A 17189-nucleotide genomic window follows, 5' to 3' on the forward strand; every position below is an offset into this window, starting at 1 on the left:
CGCCTTCAACTCCCTTTCTCCCGCAGCCAGTTCTGAAAGGAACTCCCTTGACCAGCACGGAGTGGTGGCGCAGTGCTGCCATCTACCAGGTGTACGTACGCTCCTTCGCGGACGGCAACGGCGACGGCACCGGCGATCTGGCCGGAGTCCGTGCCCGGCTGCCCTACCTCGCGGAGCTGGGCGTGGACGCCCTGTGGTTCACGCCCTGGTATCTCTCGCCCCTCGCGGACGGCGGCTACGACGTCGCCGACTACCGCACCATCGACCCGGCGTTCGGCACCCTCGCCGAGGCCGAACAGCTCATCGCCGAGGCCCGCGCACTCGGCCTGCGCTGCATCGTCGACATCGTCCCCAACCACGTATCGGACCAGCATCCCTGGTTCAAGGCGGCCCTCGCGGCCGGACCCGGCGCACCCGAGCGGGAACTGTTCCACTTCCGCCCGCACTCCCCTCAGCCCCCCAACGACTGGGTGGGCGAGTTCGGCGGAGTGCCCTGGTCCCGTACCGACGACGGCGAGTGGTACCTCCACCTCTTCGCGCCCGAACAGCCCGACCTCAACTGGGCCCACCCGACGGTCCGTCAGGAGCACGAGGACGTCCTGTGGTTCTGGTTCGAGCGCGGCGCGGCCGGAGTGCGCATCGACTCCGCCGCCCTGCTCGCCAAGGCCGACGGCCTGCCCGCCATGGACCCGGCCCGCCCGCACCCCTTCCACGACCAGCCGGAAGTGCACGACATCTACCGCTCCTGGCGCAAGACGGCCGAGGAGTACGACGCGATCCTCATCGGCGAGGTGTGGCTGCCGGACGAGGAACGCTTCACCCGCTACCTGCGCCCGGACGAGCTGCACACCGCCTTCAACTTCGACTTCCTGACCCGCCCCTGGGACCCTGCGGAGCTGTGGGAGTCCATCGAGCTGACCCTGTCCGGTCACGCCCCGGTCGGCGCGCCCGCCACCTGGGTCCTCGCCAACCACGACGTGACCCGCACCGTCACCCGCTACGGACGGGCCGACGACACCGGCTTCGCCTTCGACCGCAAGCGCTTCGGCGTCCCCACCGACCTGGACCTCGGCACCCGCCGCGCCCGCGCCGCCGCCCTCCTCACCCTGGCCCTGCCCGGCTCCGTATACCTGTACCAGGGCGAGGAGTTGGGCCTGCCCGAGGTGGAGATACCCCGGCACCTGATCCAGGACCCGATGCACGCGCGCTCCGGGGGAGCGGACCCGGGCCGGGACGGCTGCCGGGTGCCGCTCCCCTGGGACGACACCCCACGGGACGGCTGGCTCCCGGCACCCCCGGACTGGGTCGCGTACGCCGCCGAGCGCCAGGCCGACGACCCGGACTCGATGCTCTCCCTCTACCGCACGGCACTGCACCTGCGGCGCACCCTCGGTGACGCCGGCCCGCTGCGACGCCTGCGTCCCGAGGAACCGCGGGTGCTCTCGTTCGCCCGCACTTCCGCGCGGGACGGCGCCACCTGGATCTGTCTGGTCAACTTCGGCCCGGACGACGTGGTGCTGCCCGCCGACACCGAACTCCTGCTGGCCAGCGGCCCCTTGTCCCCGCGGGGGCGGCTGCCGCAGGACACCGCGGTCTGGCTGCGGGCCTGAACGCCCGCGGCCGGACCGCACCCGCTCCACATCCCCGTACGTCCCCCACACCGAAGGGAATGTCATGGGCACCACCGAACGGCACCGCGGTCGAGGCCGGGCTGTGCGCCCGGCCCTGGCCGCCACCCTCGCCACCGGCCTGCTGCTGGCCGGATGGCAGGCGAGCGCGGCACCCCCCGCACCACAGGCCCCGGACGAAGGCCCGCTCGCGATGCAGCAGGGCAAGAGCAACGGCTGGACCACCGCCGACCTGGGTGCGACCCGCCGCCTGGACCGGGTCGAGGTGCACGTGCCCGACACGGCACGGAACGTCCGCCTCGAAGGTTCCGCCAACGGCCGGGACTTCAGCGAACTGTCCGACCTCAAGGCCCGCAAGGGCAAGGTCACCTTCGACCTGAACGGCGCCGCCGTCCGGCACTTGCGCGTCACCGGCGCCAAGAAGGTCGGCGAGATCGCGGCGTACGCGGCACGCTCCGGCGACACCGCACCCCCGAAGGCACCGACCGGCGCATCCCTCGACGGCGACAGGCTCAGCTGGGACCGGGCCGAGGGCGCCACCGCGTACGACGTGTACGCCGACGGCGAGTTGCGCGCCAGCCTCCCCGCGAAGACCCGGCACTGGCGGGACACGACCGCACCGGCGGCCGACGCGCGGAAGGTCACCTATGCGGTACGGGCCCGGGACGCCGCCGGCAACCAGTCCCCGGACAGCGACACCGCCACCCGTACCGTCCGTGCGGGCCAACCGGCCCGTGGGGAGGCCGCGTTCACCCCGCCCCGCAGCGGCGCGTCCCTCGCGAAGCGGAACCCCGCCAAGGCCGCGGGTGGTGCCAACCTGCCGTACGCCACCGTCGAGGCCGAGGCCGCAGAACCGGGCGGCGGGGCGCAGGTCGTCGGACCCAACCGGAAGATCGGCGACCTGGCCGGAGAGGCGTCCGGACGCAAGGCGGTGACCCTCGAAGACACTGGCCAGTACGTGGAGTTCACCACCCCGGTCGCGACCAACACCCTCGTCACCCGGTTCTCCGTCCCCGACGGCACGAACACCACCCTCAACGTCTACGTGGACGGCGAGAAAACCAAGCCGCTCGACCTGACCTCCAAGTACGCCTGGCTGTACGGCCCCGAGGCCTCACCCGGCAACGACCCCGGCGCGGGCCCGCCCCGGCACATCTACGACGAGGCGCAGGTGAACCTGGGCCGCACCGTTCCGGCGGGCGCAAAGATCAGGCTGCAGAAGGACGCCGACAACTCCTCCACGTACGAGATCGACTTCGCCGACTTCGAGCAGGTCGAGGCCGCCCCCAACCCGGACCCGGCCGCGTACGTGGAGCCGTCCGGCACCGGGCACCAGGCCGTGCAGGACGCCCTCGACAAGGCGCGCATGGACACCACCGGCACGATCAAGGGCGTCTACCTGCCGGCCGGTGACTACGAGACGTCGAGCAAGTTCCAGGTCTACGGCAAGCCGGTCAAGGTGATCGGCGCGGGCCCCTGGTTCACGCGCTTCCACGCGCCACGGGGCCAGGAGAACACCGACATCGGCTTCCGCGCCGACCAGGGCGCCAACGGCTCGGTCTTCTCCGGCTTCGCGTACTTCGGCAACTACACGTCCCGTATCGACGGTCCCGGCAAGGTCTTCGACTTCCGACACGTCTCCGGCATGACCATCGAGAACATCTGGGCCGAGCACATGGTGTGCCTCTACTGGGGCGCCAACACCGACAAGATGACCCTGCGGGACAACCGCATCCGCAACACCTTCGCCGACGGCCTCAACATGACCAACGGCTCCAGCGACAACCTGGTGACCAACACCGAGACCCGCGCGACCGGCGACGACTCGTTCGCGCTGTTCTCCGCGACCGACGGGGGCGGCGGCGACCAGACGGGCAACGTCTACGAGAAGCTCACCAGCAGGCTGACCTGGCGTGCGGCGGGCCTGGCGGTCTACGGCGGCCAGCGCAACACGTTCCGCGACATCCACATCGCCGACACCCTGGTCTACTCCGGCGTCACCGTCTCGTCCCTCGACTTCGGCTACCCGATGAACGGCTTCGGCCCCGACCCGACGCAGTTCTCCGGCCTCACCATCGAGCGCGCCGGCGGCCACTTCTGGAACGGGCAGACCTTCCCCGGCATCTGGATGTTCTCCGCCTCGAAGCCGTTCCGCGCGATCCGCGTCGACGACGTGACCATCACCGACCCGACGTACCACGGCGTGATGTTCCAGACCAACTACGTGGGCGGACAGCCCCAGAACCCGGTCCAGGACACGGTGTTGTCGAACGTCACGATCTCCGGCGCGCAGAAATCCGGCGACGAGTACGACCACAAGTCCGGATTCGGCATCTGGGCCAACGAGCTGCCCGAAGCGGGCCAGGGCCCGGCCGTCGGCGAGGCCACGTTCAAGGGGCTCACGCTGCAGGACAACGCCGAGGACATCCACAACACCACGTCCACCTTCAAGATCAACGTCGAGTGAGGCGGAGGACCCCACGATGGACCACACCCCAGACGCTCCACGCACACCCCGCAGAAGGCGCCGCATCGCCACCGCACTCGCCTTCGGCCTCGCCACGGTGGGCCTCCTGCCCCTCGCGGCCAACGCCACCACCCCCGACGCCACCCCGGAGCCTCGGCACACGTCCGCCGAACGCGGAGCGAACCTCCCGTACGTCGAGTACGAAGCGGAGGACGGCAGCTACGAGGGCACCCTCCTGGAGGCAGAGCCCGACCGCCCCTTCGGCCACACCAACTTCGGCACGGAGTCCTCGGGCCGCAAGTCGGTACGCCTCAACTCCACCGGCCAGTATGTGGAGTTCACGTCGAAGAGCGCCACGAACTCCATCGTCGTACGCAACGCGATACCCGACGCGCCGGGCGGCGGGGGACAGGAGAAGACCCTCAGCCTGTACGCGGACGGACAGTTCGTGCAGAAGCTGAAGCTGTCCTCCAAGCACAGCTGGCTGTACGGGAACACCGACGACCCGGAGGGCCTGACCAACCGGCCGGGCGCCGACGCACGCCGCCTCTTCGACGAGTCCCACGCCCTCCTCAAGGACTCGTACCCGCAGGGCACCGAGTTCCGGCTGCAGCGCGACGCGGACGACGACGCCGAGTTCTACGTCGTCGACCTCATCGACCTGGAGCAGGTCGCCCCGCCCGCGGAGAAGCCGGCCGAGTGCACGTCGATCACCGAGTACGGCGCGAAGCCGGACGACGGTGAGGACGACACCAAGGCGATCCAGGCGGCCGTCACCGCCGACCAGAAGGGCGAGATCGACTGCGTGTGGGTCCCGGCCGGGCAGTGGCGCCAGGAGCAGAAGATCCTGACTGTCGACCCGAAGTACCCCGGCAACCCGCACAACCAGGTCGGCATCCGCGACGTCACCGTCCGCGGCGCGGGCATGTGGCACTCCCAGCTCTACAGCCTCACCCCGCCCCACGAAGCGGGCGGCATCAACCATCCGCACGAGGGCAACTTCGGCTTCGACATCGACGACAACACCCAGATCTCCGACCTTGCCATCTTCGGCTCGGGCACGATCCGCGGCGGCGACGGCGGACAGGAGGGCGGCGTCGGCCTCAACGGCCGCTTCGGCAAGAACACCAAGATCAAGAACGTCTGGATCGAGCACGCCAACGTGGGTGCCTGGGTCGGCCGCGACTACAGCAACATCCCCGAACTGTGGGGCCCGGCCGACGGCCTGGAGTTCAGCGGCATGCGCATCCGCAACACCTACGCCGACGGCGTCAACTTCTCCAACGGCACCCGCAATTCGACGGTCACCGACTCCGCACTCCGCAACACCGGTGACGACGCCCTCGCCGTCTGGGCCAACAAGTACGTCAAGGACCCGGCGACGGACATCGGCCACGACAACGCCTTCACCGGCAACACGATCCAACTGCCCTGGCGCGCCAACGGAGTTGCGGTCTACGGCGGCTACGGCAACACCATCGAGAACAACACGATCGCCGACACCATGAACTACCCCGGCATCATGCTCGCCACGGACCACGACCCGCTGCCGTTCTCCGGAACGACCCGGATCACCAACAACCGCCTGGACCGCACGGGCGGCAAATTCTGGGGCGAATCCCAGGAGTTCGGCGCCATCACGCTCTTCGCGGCGGGCCAGGACATTCCCGGCGTCACCATCAGCGACACCGAGATCCACGATTCGACGTACGACGGTATCCAGTTCAAGTCCGGCGGCGGCGCCACGCCCGACGTGAAGCTCACCAACGTCAAGATCTCCAAGTCCAACAACGGAGCGGGCATCCGCGCCCACGGCGGGGCACGGGGGAGCGCGGCCCTGTGCAATGTCACGATCTCCGACTCGGCGGACGGCGACACGGTGATCGAACCGGGCTCGCAGTTCGTCCTCGGGGAGGGCTGTACGAAGTAGCGCGACACGGCGCGCGCCATGCGCACGGACAGGCCGCCCGGCCCCGCCTCAAGGGGCCGGGCGGCTCGCCCGCGAAGCAGCCCGAGCCGCAGCCGGCGTCCAGGATCCGGCGTCCGGCCGCCTCCCCGTCGGTCGCCGCGCACCGTGGAAACGGGGAGTCAACTGCAGGGAGGGCAAAGGAAAAGAGGGAGTCAAGTGTGCCGCTGTGGCTCAATCCGAGGCGTGGGTGGGAGCCGCGGCGCGTTAGCCTGACTATTGGTTGTCTGGGGCAATCAATCCACCCGGGGCGGGTCCAGCTCGCACCGGGCGCGGCGTCATGCCCACGGCCCCGGACCGCCGCCGATGTCCTCCGCGACGGCTGGCTGCACACCGGCGACATCGGCTTCCTCGACGTCGACGGCTACCTCACCGTCGTCGACCGGCTCAAGGACATGATCGTGGTCGTCGGCGGGCACGTGTACACCACCGAGCTGGAGGATCTGCTCAACTCCCACCCGAAGGTGCGGCAGAGCGCCGTCTACGGAGTGCGGGACGTCGACCGCATGGAACAGGTCCACGCCGCGGTCGTGCCCGCACCCGGCGCCCCGGTGGAGGCCGAGGAGCTCCGTGCGGCGGTGCGCGAACAGCGCGGCGCGATGTACGAACCGGCCCACATCACGTTCCTGGACGCGCTGCCGCTGACGGACGCGGGCAAGCCCGACAAGAAGCTGCTGCGGCAGCGTACGGAACCGCAGAACTAGTGCGCTGAAACAGAACGGCAAGGAAGAACACTCTTCCTTGCCGTTCTCAACGTATAGCTCACCTGGGGGCTTGCCACAAGGCCCAGGGCACGGCGCAGAATCATCCGCCGAGGCCACAACCTGCGGAAATGAGGGCGCCACCATGAGCGAGCGGTACGTGTTGGATCTCCGGGACCTGGACGGGGCCGGGGATCAGGTTCCGGTCGTCGGCGGCAAGGCCGCACACCTCGGCGGGCTCTCCCGCATCGACGGCATCCGCGTGCCGGACGGCTTCTGTGTGACGACGCACGCCTTCCACCGGATCATGGCGGAAGCCCCGTCGATCGACGCGCTGCTCGACGAGCTGTCCCACCTGAACGCGGACGACCGGGACGCGATCCGCACGCTCAGCGCGGAGATCCGCCGCACCATCGAAGGCACCGCCGTCCCGGAGGACCTCGCGTCGGCGATCACCCGTGCCCTCGACCGGCTCGGCGCACAGACCGCCTGCGCCGTCCGGTCCAGCGCGACCGCGGAGGACCTGCCGACGGCGTCGTTCGCGGGCCAGCAGGACACGTACCTGAACGTCATGGGACCGACGGCGGTCCTCCAGCACGTCCGCCGCTGCTGGGCCTCGCTGTTCACCGAGCGGGCCGTGACCTACCGACGGCGCAACGGCATCGACCACCGCACGGTCCGCATGGCCGTCGTCGTCCAGCGGATGGTCCTCCCGCAGGCGTCCGGCATCCTGTTCACCGCCGACCCCGTCACGGGCCACCGGAAGGTCGCCACCGTGGACGCGGGCTTCGGCCTCGGCGAGGCCCTGGTGTCCGGACTGGTCGACCCGGACGTGTTCAAGGTGCGCGACGGCGAGATCGTCTCCCGCACAATCGCCGCCAAACAACGGGCAGTTGACGCCTTGCCGACCGGCGGTACGCGAGAAGTCGCGGTCGACGCGCAGCGGCAGCGGCAGCCCGCTCTCACCGATGAGCAAGTCGTACGCCTCGTCCGGCTCGGGCGGCGGATCGAAGCCCACTTCGGCCGCCCTCAGGACATCGAATGGTGCCTGGCCGACGACGACTTCGAGATCGTGCAGAGCCGACCCATCACGACGCTGTTCCCCGTCCCCGAGGTCGGCGACGAGGAGAACCACGTCTACCTCTCCGTCGGCCACCAGCAGATGATGACCGACCCCATGAAGCCCCTCGGCCTCTCCCTCTGGCGGCTGACGGCGATGGCGCCGATGCTCGAGGCCGGCGGAAGGCTGTTCGTCGACGCGACCCGGCGCCTGGCCGAACCCGCGAGCCGCGCCGCCTTCCTGGACCTGGTAGGCAGGGGCGATCCGCTGACCAGGGACGCGCTGGAGACGGTCCTAGGGCGCGAGGACTTCCTCGTACCGTCGCTTCCGAACCCGAACCCGAACCCGAACCCGAACCCGAGCCCGGACGGTCCGGCCGCCGAGGGTCCGCCCGTGGGTGGTCCGCCCGCCCCGATCGACACCGATCCCGCCCTCGTCACCGAGCTGATCGAACGCAGCGAGGCATCCGTCGCCGCCCTGGAGCGCGACATCCGGACGAAGACGGGACCGGAACTGTTCGCGTTCCTGCTCGACGCGTTCACGGAGCACAAGAAGGTCCTCAGCGACCCGCTGAGCATGCAGGCCATCATGGCGGGCATGGAGGCCACCTGGTGGCTCAACGACAAGCTGGGGGAGTGGCTGGGCGAGAAGAACGCCGCCGACACGCTCACCCTGTCCGCCCCCGACAACATCACCTCGGAGATGGGCCTCGCGCTCCTCGACGTCGCCGACGTCGTCCGCCCCCACCCGGAGCTCGTGGCGTTCCTGCAGGGCGTCGAGGGCGACGACTTCCTCGACGAACTGTCGAAACTCCCCGGCGGCACCGAAGCGCGCGACGCCATCGACGCCTACCTCGACCGGTACGGCATGCGCTGCGTCGGCGAGATCGACATCACCAGGCCACGCTGGCGCGAACGCCCCGGCACGCTCGTACCCGTGATCCTCGACAACGTCAGGAACTTCGCACCGCGCGCCGCCGAACGACGCTTCGAGGAAGGGCGCCTGCGGGCCGAGGCGAAGGAACACGACGTGCTGTCCCGCCTGCGGGCGCTGCCGGACGGGCACCGCAAGGCCGACGAGACCAAGCGGATGATCGACCGCGTCCGCACCTTCATCGGCTACCGGGAGTACCCCAAGTACGGGATCATCAGCCGCTACTTCCTGTACAAGCAGGCCCTGTTGGCGGAGGCCGGACGCCTCGTGCAGGCCGGCGTGCTCCCCGAGCCGGAGGACGCCTTCTACCTCACGTTCCAGGAACTCCACGAAGCCGCGCGCTCGCACGAGGCGGACCCCCGGCTGATCCGGGAGCGCAAGGACGCCTTCCGCTCGTACCACGCCCTCACCCCGCCCCGCGTCCTCACCTCGGACGGCGAAGCCGTCACCGGGGCGTACCGGCGCGACGACGTCCCGGACGGCGCCCTCATCGGCCTCCCCGTCTCCGCCGGGACCGTCGAGGGACGAGCCCGCGTCATCCTCGACATGGCGGACGCGGACCTCGAAGCGGGCGACATCCTGATCACCCCCTTCACCGACCCCAGCTGGTCGCCCCTGTTCGTCGGCATCGCCGGACTGGTGACCGAGGTCGGCGGACTGATGACACACGGTGCCGTCATCGCCCGCGAGTACGGCCTGCCGGCCGTCGTGGGCGTGGAACAGGCCACCCGCCTCATCCGCGACGGCCAGCGCATCCGCGTACACGGAACGGACGGGTACGTCGAGTTCCTGACCTGACCTGACTTGACTTGAGCTGACTTGACCTGAGCAACCGGCCTCAGGGGAGGGGCGCCTTCGTGGTCGCCCCTCCCTCTCACCCCTTCGGGAACAGCCGCTCGCCCGGGTGCCTCACCGGCCTGGTGGGCCACGGCGACCGGCGGCAGCGTTCAGTCAACGGACGCGAAACCGCGGACACGAGCCGTGGAGCCGAAGGAGGCCGGGACCGTGCAAGAACCGGAGTTGGTCCCAGGGCACAGCCCGCTCCACGGCGGCGTGCCGGACGACGCGCCACAACAACCGCGCGCGAGCGCAGGCGCGTACGGCCCGGACGGCCCGGACCCCGGCCCCGACCGACGCGCACCGGACAACGCCCCACCCGGCGCGGCGGCCCAGGCCCGCCCACTGCCGTGGCTGGCCGGCCTCGCCGCCGCCTGCACCCTCTTCCAGCTCGTCCTCGTCGTACCCGGCACCGGCCTCGGCTGGGACGAGACCGTCTACGTCAGCCAGGTCAGCCCCCAGGCCCCGGCCGCGTTCTTCAGCGCACCGCGCGCCCGCGGCATCACCTTCCTCGTGGCACCCGTCACCGAACTGACCACGTCCGTCATGGCCCTGCGCGTCTACCTGGCGCTGCTCTCCGGCCTCGGCCTTTTCCTCGCCCTCTGGGTGTGGCGCCGGCTCCTGCCCACCCCCGTACTCGCCGTCGCCGGAGCCCTGTTCGCCGGCATCTGGGTCACGGCGTTCTACGGCGCGCAGGTGATGCCCAACCTCTGGGTCGCGTACGCGGCTCTGATCGCTGCCGGCTGCTTCCTGCGCGCCGTCCGCCGCCCCGATGCCCGCATGCTGCTGAGCGTGACCGCCGCGGTGGCGTTCGCCGCAGTCCTGCGCCCCGTCGACGCGGCCTGGCTGGCCCTGCCCCTCGCCGCGGCGGCCCTCCTGATGCGGGCACGCCGCCGCCTCCTGCTGCTCCTCACGCTCGCCACCGGCCTCGTCGCGGGCTGGGCCGAGTGGATCATCGAGGCGTACGTGCGGTACGGCGGCCTGACCGCACGCCTCGACCGGGCCAGCGAGATCCAGGGCCACCTCGGCGCCTACTTCGCATTCGACGACCACGTGCGCGCCCTGTCCGGCCGCACCCTGTGCCGCCCCTGCGACGTGGCGTGGAACCACCCGGCCACCGGCCTCTGGCTGATCGCCCTGCCGCTCCTCGTCGCGGGCGGCGTATGGGCTGCGGCCCGCACGCAGTACCGGGCGCCGATCGTCCTCGCCACCGCGACCGGACTCGCCCTCGCCTTCCCGTACTGGTTCACCATCGGCTACGCGGCACCACGCTTCCTGCTCCCCGCGTACGCCCTGCTCAGCCTGCCGGTCGCACAGTGCCTCGTCCGCGTCGTACGGGCGGCCGCACGGGCCGGAAAGCCTTGGTGCCGGGTGGCGTTCGCCGGGTTGGGCGTGGCGGTCGCCGGACACCTGGCGATCCAGTACAGGGTCCTCGACGGAGTGATCGACCGCGTCCGCGCCGACAGCACCCGGTACGCCCGCGTCGCCGCCGAACTACGCGCCCAGGGCGTACGCCCGCCGTGCGTGATCACCGGCATGGAGTCCATCCGCGTCGCGTTCCGCGTCGGCTGCTCCTCCCGCCAACCCGGCGGCCACGACAAGAGCATCACCCCCGCAGGACTCGCCGCCGCGGCCCGCCACCAGCCGGTCGTCCTCCTCCTGTCCGGCGACCAGCACCCCCAGGCGTACGCCCGCGACTGGCGCACCGTCCCGCTCCCCGACTTCCCCCACATGCCCGACTACCGCGCCCACCTCTCACCCACGGCAACCCCGAGCGCCGCCCGGCGCGCGGACTGAACGACCGGCCTGGACGGTGCAGGTCTGTCCAAGCACCCCAGCGGGGAGGAACCCGGTACGTCCCGCCGATGACGGAGGAAGATGCGATGCGCACCCAGAAGCTCACGCTGGCAGCCCTTGCCCTCGCCGCAGGCCTGACGCTCACCGCCTGCCAGGAGAACCAGGGCACCACCGGCGCCGACGACCGAGCCAACTCCTCGTCCGCGGAAGACCCCAGGGGCGACGACGGCGCTTCCGACGACAACTCACCCGGCGAGAACCCGGAGCAGACCCCTGACCAGAACCCGGATGACGGCAGCGGCAGCGGCGACGGCCCCGCCACCACCGGCGCCTGCAAGACCGCGAACCTCGACTTCCGTACCTCACCCGGCATGGCCGAGGGAAACCTCATGGTGATCCTCAAGAACACCGGAGACACCTGCAGGTTCAAGGGCTTCCCCGGCGTCGACCTCAAGACCGACGACGCCGACACCATCAGCGCCGAGCGCAGCGGCCTCGCCGTACCGGCCGTCGTCGTGGAGACCGGCGAGGAGAGCCGCTTCACCCTGCACGTCCCGCGCAACGACTCCGGCGGCTCGGGCGTGCACATCACCAGCATCGTCGTCACCCCGCCCGACGAGACCCACTCCAGGACCCTGCCGGTCTCCCTCGACATCCCGGTCACCGACGGCACGGGCAAGCCCGTCACGGTCGACCCGGTCGGCACCGGCAAGCAGTAGTCGGAGTCGGAGCGGGTGACCGGCCGAGAGGCCGGCCACCCGGAGCAGTCGGTGCGGTACCCGCCCCAGGTCTCGCCCCGGGCGGCGACGCAACAGCCCCGGCGAAGCGCCGCAGTCCTACCTCACGCCATGCCCACCCGGATCAGGCTGAGCACGGCCAGAAGCCCCGGTAGCGCGTACCACCACAGCCCCAACCACCGGGCCTTCACGAACACCCAGGTCAGCGCGGCAACGAGAGCGCACCCGAAAAGGACGGCCAGCGCCAGGTCCCGGTACACGGCCAGCGCCTCCGCGTCCTCGGCGGACCTCCACGGACCGACCGCGAAGGTCACAAAACCCAGCACGCCGTTCACAGCAACCAGCAGCGCCCCGCATACCACCGCCGCCACACGTGCCCCCACCTGCGATGTCACCGCCCCATGGCCCCCTTCGCGTCGCGCCCGAACTCCGGCACAACCTAGACGACTTGGGCGCGTGACCGGGAACTCGGGAGCATTCCGCTCGGCCCGAGCCTGCCCGGCAGGCCGGGGCAGACCTCTTTGCTCCGGCTGTGCACGGGATGGCCCACACGACTGATCTTCCGCTCGGCACGCGACACCGCATCCCGCCCACGGGAACGGTGAGGTCATGAGCGAGACAGACAAAGCATTCCTCGAAGGCGGCCCGCAGGACCTGCCCGACCGGATCGTCCCGGTCGAGACCTCCGGTCAGGATCTGAAGATCGAGTTCCGTAACGGCTACGAGCATTTCCGGCCGACCCGACGCCAGGCGGATACACCGCAGGGCAAACTCCCGGTGTACGAGTGGTGGGAGCGGACGGAGATGGCCTCGTAGTCGCCACGGCTGCCGCGCCGATCAGTCGTGCCGGGCGTCGAGCCGCGCCTGCGCCCGCCGTGCGACCTGCTCGGCGCTCACCCCGCCCGAGGCCGCCTCGTACTGACGCAACTTGCCGCTTCCCAGCGCGATCGTGGCCCGTGGGCGCATGGGTTCGTCGGCCCGCCGGGCGAGCAGGACAATCTCGTCGACCGTGGTCGTCATGACATCGAGCCGGGCCGTGCACTCGGCGACGACGGGGCGCGGGTCGCGGGCCCGGCCCAGGGACAGGTGCGGGGTGAAGTTCCTGTGCCGCCCACGGCACAGTGGGAAACACCCGGCCAGCGAGTCGTACAGCTCCTGCCACGGCGCCCGCCCCGCGGCAGCAGGATCGAGCCACACCGTCGAGTACGCCCGGTGGCGGAACACACGTACCCCTGACAGCCGCGCCGTGAACACCCGCGTCCGCGCCGCCACCGCGGTGAGCAGCGGGAGCGCCTGCTCGAACTCGGCCTCCGGTACGAACCCGAAGAGCACGTTGACGTGCGGAGGCCAGCGGCGGATCTGCGGATCGTGCTCCTGCCGGATCCCCTGAATCGCGGGCCACAGCCCGAGCGGTGGGATCCATGCGACTGCGGTACGGGCCGTCGGAGCCGCATCGCACACCCCGACCGGCCCGAGTCCATCGGCGTTCAAGCCCTTCTCCATACGGCCATGGTCCCTCGAACCACACGATCTCTGAGCCTCAGCCCACGATGAAAGGTGCGTATCCGACCGGGACTTCACTCACCTGAAGGTCCGAGAAGACCAAGGTCAGGTCGTGCGCGTTGGTCTCCAGGTGGACCTCGTGGAAGTCGATCCCGACATTCTTTGTCCAGCGGCGGGTGGTCTCCGACTCGGGACGAAGCTCCGCTCCGTACAGCTCATGAAACTTCACGCCCCACACGTAACCGCCGAGGTCAGGGTCGGCCGTTTCGGGGTCGAGGAGACGGTCGTCCAGGGAGGCCCGCCAGGTCTCCGCCGGCAGGAACGTCTCGCATCGGGCCTCGATGCAGTACCGGAAGAGGTACCGCAGGCAGGTCGGCGCCTCGCCGTGTCGGGGGCCGCACCCCACATCGATGATGACCTCGTAGTCGCGCATGTAGTTCGTGTATCCGTGGTGCACGACAAGGTTGTCGACGGTCTTGTTCAGCTGCTCGAGAAGGGCGGTGTCCATGCCGTCGTTCTACCTCACCTGACATGCTCTTCGACGCGAGATTTACGGGCGTCAGGAACCGTCGTCTCGGAGAACGGGGGTTGTCAGTCCCCTCAAGTAGCCTTCCCGCGACCACGACTTCCCGGAAGGACTTCGAGAGTTGACTGACCTGGCCGCGTTCCCGCTCCCCTTCACCGCTTCCCACTCGATGCCGCTGGCGCCGCCCAGAACCCGGCGGGAACTGGAGATGATCCAGTGCAGCGCCCACATACGGTCGAAGCCGGACTGGTTCGACAAGTTGAAGGAATCCGCCATCGTCGCCAGGTGGACGCGGGAAGCGGCCGGCCAGGGCATGACCGAGGCGCAGATTCGCTATGTGCTCGCCGAACTCGCGCACTACGCCGGGCTGCGGGACGGGCGTACGGGCATCGAGGTGTCCGCCGTCGACGGCGTGTGGCAGTCGGACGTCCTGGTCGACGACAAGCTCAGGTCCCGGCTGCGTGAGGCGGTGCGGGTTCTGGAAGAGGTCCCCGAGGAGGAGCAGGACTGGCATCCGGGATCGGACGGCCAGGTGCTGGATCTCGTGCACCCCTCGCTGTTCTGCAACGTACGCGAGGCGAGCGGCGGGCCCGAGCGGGCATGGGAGAGCCCGGCGGCGAAGGAGTGGACGAAGTACCAGTTCTCCCAGAAGTTCCAGTGGCTGCCCACGGACGTCGAGACCGGGGATGACGGCGACGTCTCCTTCCTCTCGTACGTCAACAACGTCCACCCCGTGGCTCACCACGAACTCGCCTCCGTACTACCGGAGTTGCTGGGCCGCATGCTGCCGCTCCTGGAGAACGTCCTCACCGATCTGCGCCACCCGCGGCCCCTGCGGATCGAGGGGGACCCGTACTCCTGGTACGAGGACAGCGAACCGGTCCCGCCGGAGGGCGACGACGCGGACGCGGACGCCGCATACGAGGAGGCCATGGACGACTGGTGGGACAACCGCCGCCCGGTTGTCCCCGACGCCCCGGAGTTCAGGGCTCCCACCGCACCCGACGACGCCGCCCGGGTCGACCTGCGCGGCCGGCGCCTCCAGGTCATCGTGAAGCTCGCCACCATTCAACTCACCCCGGACAAACCGGAGTACGCCGGTGGCTCCTGGCATGTCGAGGGCATGATGAACGAGCGGATCGTCTCGACCGCCCTCTACTACTGGGACTGCGAGAACATCACCGAGAGCAGGCTGAGCTTCCGGGCCGCGGTCGACGACCCGGACTACGAGCAGAACGACGACGCCGGCATGAGTGACGTCTACGGCCTCGACAACGAGGATCCGCTGAACCAGGTCCTTGGTTCGGCGGCGACGCCGGAGGGCCGCTGCCTGGCGTTCCCGAACATCCTGCAGCACCGAGTCGGCTCGTTCCGCCTCGCCGACCCCACCCGGCCGGGACACCGCAAGATCCTTGCGTTCTTCCTGGTCGACCCGTCGAAGCACATCGTCTCGACCTCCGACATACCGCCCCAGCAGCCATGGTCCGACACCTCGACCATGACACTGGACCAGGCCAAGACCTACCGCGAACAGCTCATGCATGAACGGAAGTTCTTCGTCGACGAGCACAACGAGCAGCTCTACGAGCGAGAGTTCTCCCTCTGCGAGCACTGAGCCCTGAGGGCTGAGCCGTGAGGGCCCGTGCAGCGCATCCGCACGGGCCCCGCACCGGCCGTCGGGTCGGGTTTCGGTCAGCGCACGCCGTCCTGGCCCCGCACGTACCAGAGGCCGACGAGGGAGACGACGGCGACGCCCATGTAGTACAGGCTGGGCGAGTCGAGGGAGCCGGTGCGGTCGATGAGCCAGGTCAGCACGAGCGGCGCGATGCCGCCAAGGAGGGTCACGCCGAGGTTGTAGGCGGTCGAGACGGCGGTGGTCCGTACCTCGCCCGGGTACAGGGAGGTGAGCAGCGCGGGGAGCGGGGCGAAGTAGAACGCCATGATCACGCCGAGTACCGCGATGACGAGCACCAGTGTGGGCACCGTCGGCGAGCTGGTCAGCGCCCTGAAGAGCGGCCACGCGAGCAGCAGTGCGGCGGCGGCCGCCCACGTCATCACGCGCGCCGGCCCCACCCGGTCCGCCAGCCTGCCGACGAACGGCACCCCGACGAGCGTGACGAGACCGGCGACGGCACCGCCGAGGTAGGCGGCGTCGGCGGGCACCCCGAGGCTCTTCACCGCGAAGGTCGGCATGTAGAGGATGAGGTAGACGGAGATCGTCGCGACGCCGACGCACGCGGCCCCGGCGAGCACCCGCCCGAGGTGACGCGTCAGGGTGGACCGGACCGGCGCGTGCTCCCGCGGCCCCTGGCTGAACTCCTCGGTCTCGGACAGCCGCGCCCGGATGTACAGGCCGACGGGGCCGACGAGAACGCCCACGATGAACGGAATCCGCCAGCCCCAGGCGTACAGGTCCTCCTCGGACAGGTACGTGAACAGCACGTATCCGAAGGTCGAGGCGAGGAACATCGACACCCCCTGACTGGCCACCTGCCAGGAGGAGTAGTAGGCCTTGCGGTGCGGTGCCGTCTCGATGAGAAACGTCGTGGCCGTACCGAACTCCGCACCGGCCGAGAAGCCCTGGACGAGCCGCGAGATCAGGATGATCAGGCCCGCCCACGCGCCGATCGCCTGGTGGGTGGGGGCAGCGGCCATGAGCACGGTCCCGGCCATCATGAGCAGAAGCGTCAGAGTGAGGGCCTTCTTTCGGCCGTACCGGTCGCCGTAGCCACCGATGAGCAGACCGCCCAGGGGTCGTACGAGGTAGGAGATCGCGAAGGTGGCGAAGGTGAGGATGAGACCGAGGCCCGCGTCACCGCCGGGGAAGAAGTTCTTCGCGATGACGACCGCGAACGACGCGTAGACGATGATGTCGAACCACTCGAGGGCCGCACCGATCGAGCTGCTGATCACCGCCTTGCGGGCGGCCGCGAGACGTTCCGGCGAGAGGGGCAGCGCGGAGGGGACGGCGGTGAAGAAGGCGCAGGTCTCGCTGGTGGAGACCGACGGCAACCAGCTCAAGGGCATCTGGCAC

At 70.0% G+C, this 17189-nt stretch carries 11 protein-coding genes and 2 pseudogenes; 9 read left to right on the top strand and 4 right to left on the bottom strand.

Annotated elements, in window-relative coordinates; translation table 11 throughout:
• Positions 1 to 47: 47 nt before the first annotated feature.
• The 7 genes and pseudogenes from RCO28_RS37185 to RCO28_RS37215 all read left to right on the top strand — a co-directional run bounded on the left by RCO28_RS37185 (position 48) and on the right by RCO28_RS37215 (position 12108).
• Positions 48 to 1610 carry an alpha-amylase family glycosyl hydrolase gene (locus tag RCO28_RS37185; protein WP_308945807.1) on the top strand — a complete coding sequence of 521 codons (1563 nt, stop codon included), beginning with the start codon at positions 48 to 50 and terminating at the stop codon, positions 1608 to 1610.
• 823 nt (positions 1611 to 2433) lie between these two features.
• A pseudogene (locus tag RCO28_RS37190) lies at positions 2434 to 4095 on the top strand (glycosyl hydrolase); the annotation flags it as partial.
• 16 nt (positions 4096 to 4111) lie between these two features.
• The gene (locus tag RCO28_RS37195) at positions 4112 to 6025 is read left to right on the top strand and encodes a right-handed parallel beta-helix repeat-containing protein (protein WP_308945808.1); all 1914 of its coding nucleotides are present in this window, start codon (positions 4112 to 4114) and stop codon (positions 6023 to 6025) included.
• 335 nt (positions 6026 to 6360) lie between these two features.
• Positions 6361 to 6765, top strand: a pseudogene (locus RCO28_RS37200) (class I adenylate-forming enzyme family protein); the annotation flags it as partial.
• Between the two features lie 142 nt (positions 6766 to 6907).
• The gene (gene rph, locus RCO28_RS37205; protein ID WP_308945809.1) at positions 6908 to 9553 is read left to right on the top strand and encodes a rifamycin-inactivating phosphotransferase; all 2646 of its coding nucleotides are present in this window, start codon (positions 6908 to 6910) and stop codon (positions 9551 to 9553) included.
• 207 nt (positions 9554 to 9760) lie between these two features.
• Positions 9761 to 11389: a hypothetical protein gene (locus RCO28_RS37210; protein ID WP_308945810.1), complete on the top strand. Its 1629-nt coding sequence runs from the start codon at positions 9761 to 9763 to the stop codon at positions 11387 to 11389.
• A 68-nt stretch (positions 11390 to 11457) separates the two neighbouring features.
• Positions 11458 to 12108, top strand: coding sequence for a DUF4232 domain-containing protein (locus RCO28_RS37215; protein WP_308945811.1), 651 nt, complete (start codon positions 11458 to 11460; stop codon positions 12106 to 12108).
• Between the two features lie 122 nt (positions 12109 to 12230).
• Here RCO28_RS37215 and RCO28_RS37220 read toward each other — a convergent pair whose 3' ends face one another.
• Complete coding sequence (locus tag RCO28_RS37220) at positions 12231 to 12497, bottom strand: hypothetical protein (protein ID WP_308945812.1); 267 nt, start codon at positions 12495 to 12497, stop codon at positions 12231 to 12233.
• A 238-nt stretch (positions 12498 to 12735) separates the two neighbouring features.
• Between RCO28_RS37220 and RCO28_RS37225 the strand changes: the two genes are divergently transcribed.
• A complete protein-coding gene (locus RCO28_RS37225) occupies positions 12736 to 12942 on the top strand; it encodes a DUF5988 family protein (RefSeq protein WP_308945813.1) in 207 nt (68 codons plus the stop codon).
• Positions 12943 to 12963: 21 nt separating this feature from the next.
• On the opposite strand, the gene RCO28_RS37230 is transcribed toward RCO28_RS37225, so the two are convergent.
• Both RCO28_RS37230 and RCO28_RS37235 read right to left on the bottom strand, forming a co-directional pair.
• Complete coding sequence (locus tag RCO28_RS37230; protein WP_308945814.1) at positions 12964 to 13629, bottom strand: 2'-5' RNA ligase family protein; 666 nt, start codon at positions 13627 to 13629, stop codon at positions 12964 to 12966.
• A gap of 37 nt (positions 13630 to 13666) precedes the next feature.
• Positions 13667 to 14137 carry a hypothetical protein gene (locus tag RCO28_RS37235; protein WP_308945815.1) on the bottom strand — a complete coding sequence of 157 codons (471 nt, stop codon included), beginning with the start codon at positions 14135 to 14137 and terminating at the stop codon, positions 13667 to 13669.
• Between the two features lie 139 nt (positions 14138 to 14276).
• Between RCO28_RS37235 and RCO28_RS37240 the strand changes: the two genes are divergently transcribed.
• Positions 14277 to 15770 carry a DUF4246 domain-containing protein gene (locus RCO28_RS37240; RefSeq protein ID WP_308945816.1) on the top strand — a complete coding sequence of 498 codons (1494 nt, stop codon included), beginning with the start codon at positions 14277 to 14279 and terminating at the stop codon, positions 15768 to 15770.
• Positions 15771 to 15847: 77 nt separating this feature from the next.
• Here the strand turns inward: RCO28_RS37240 and RCO28_RS37245 are convergent.
• Positions 15848 to 17189: MFS transporter (locus RCO28_RS37245; protein WP_308945817.1), on the bottom strand; the 1342-nt coding region annotated here is incomplete at its 5' end.

This window comes from Streptomyces sp. LHD-70, assembly GCF_031157275.1.
Lineage (GTDB): Bacteria > Actinomycetota > Actinomycetes > Streptomycetales > Streptomycetaceae > Streptomyces.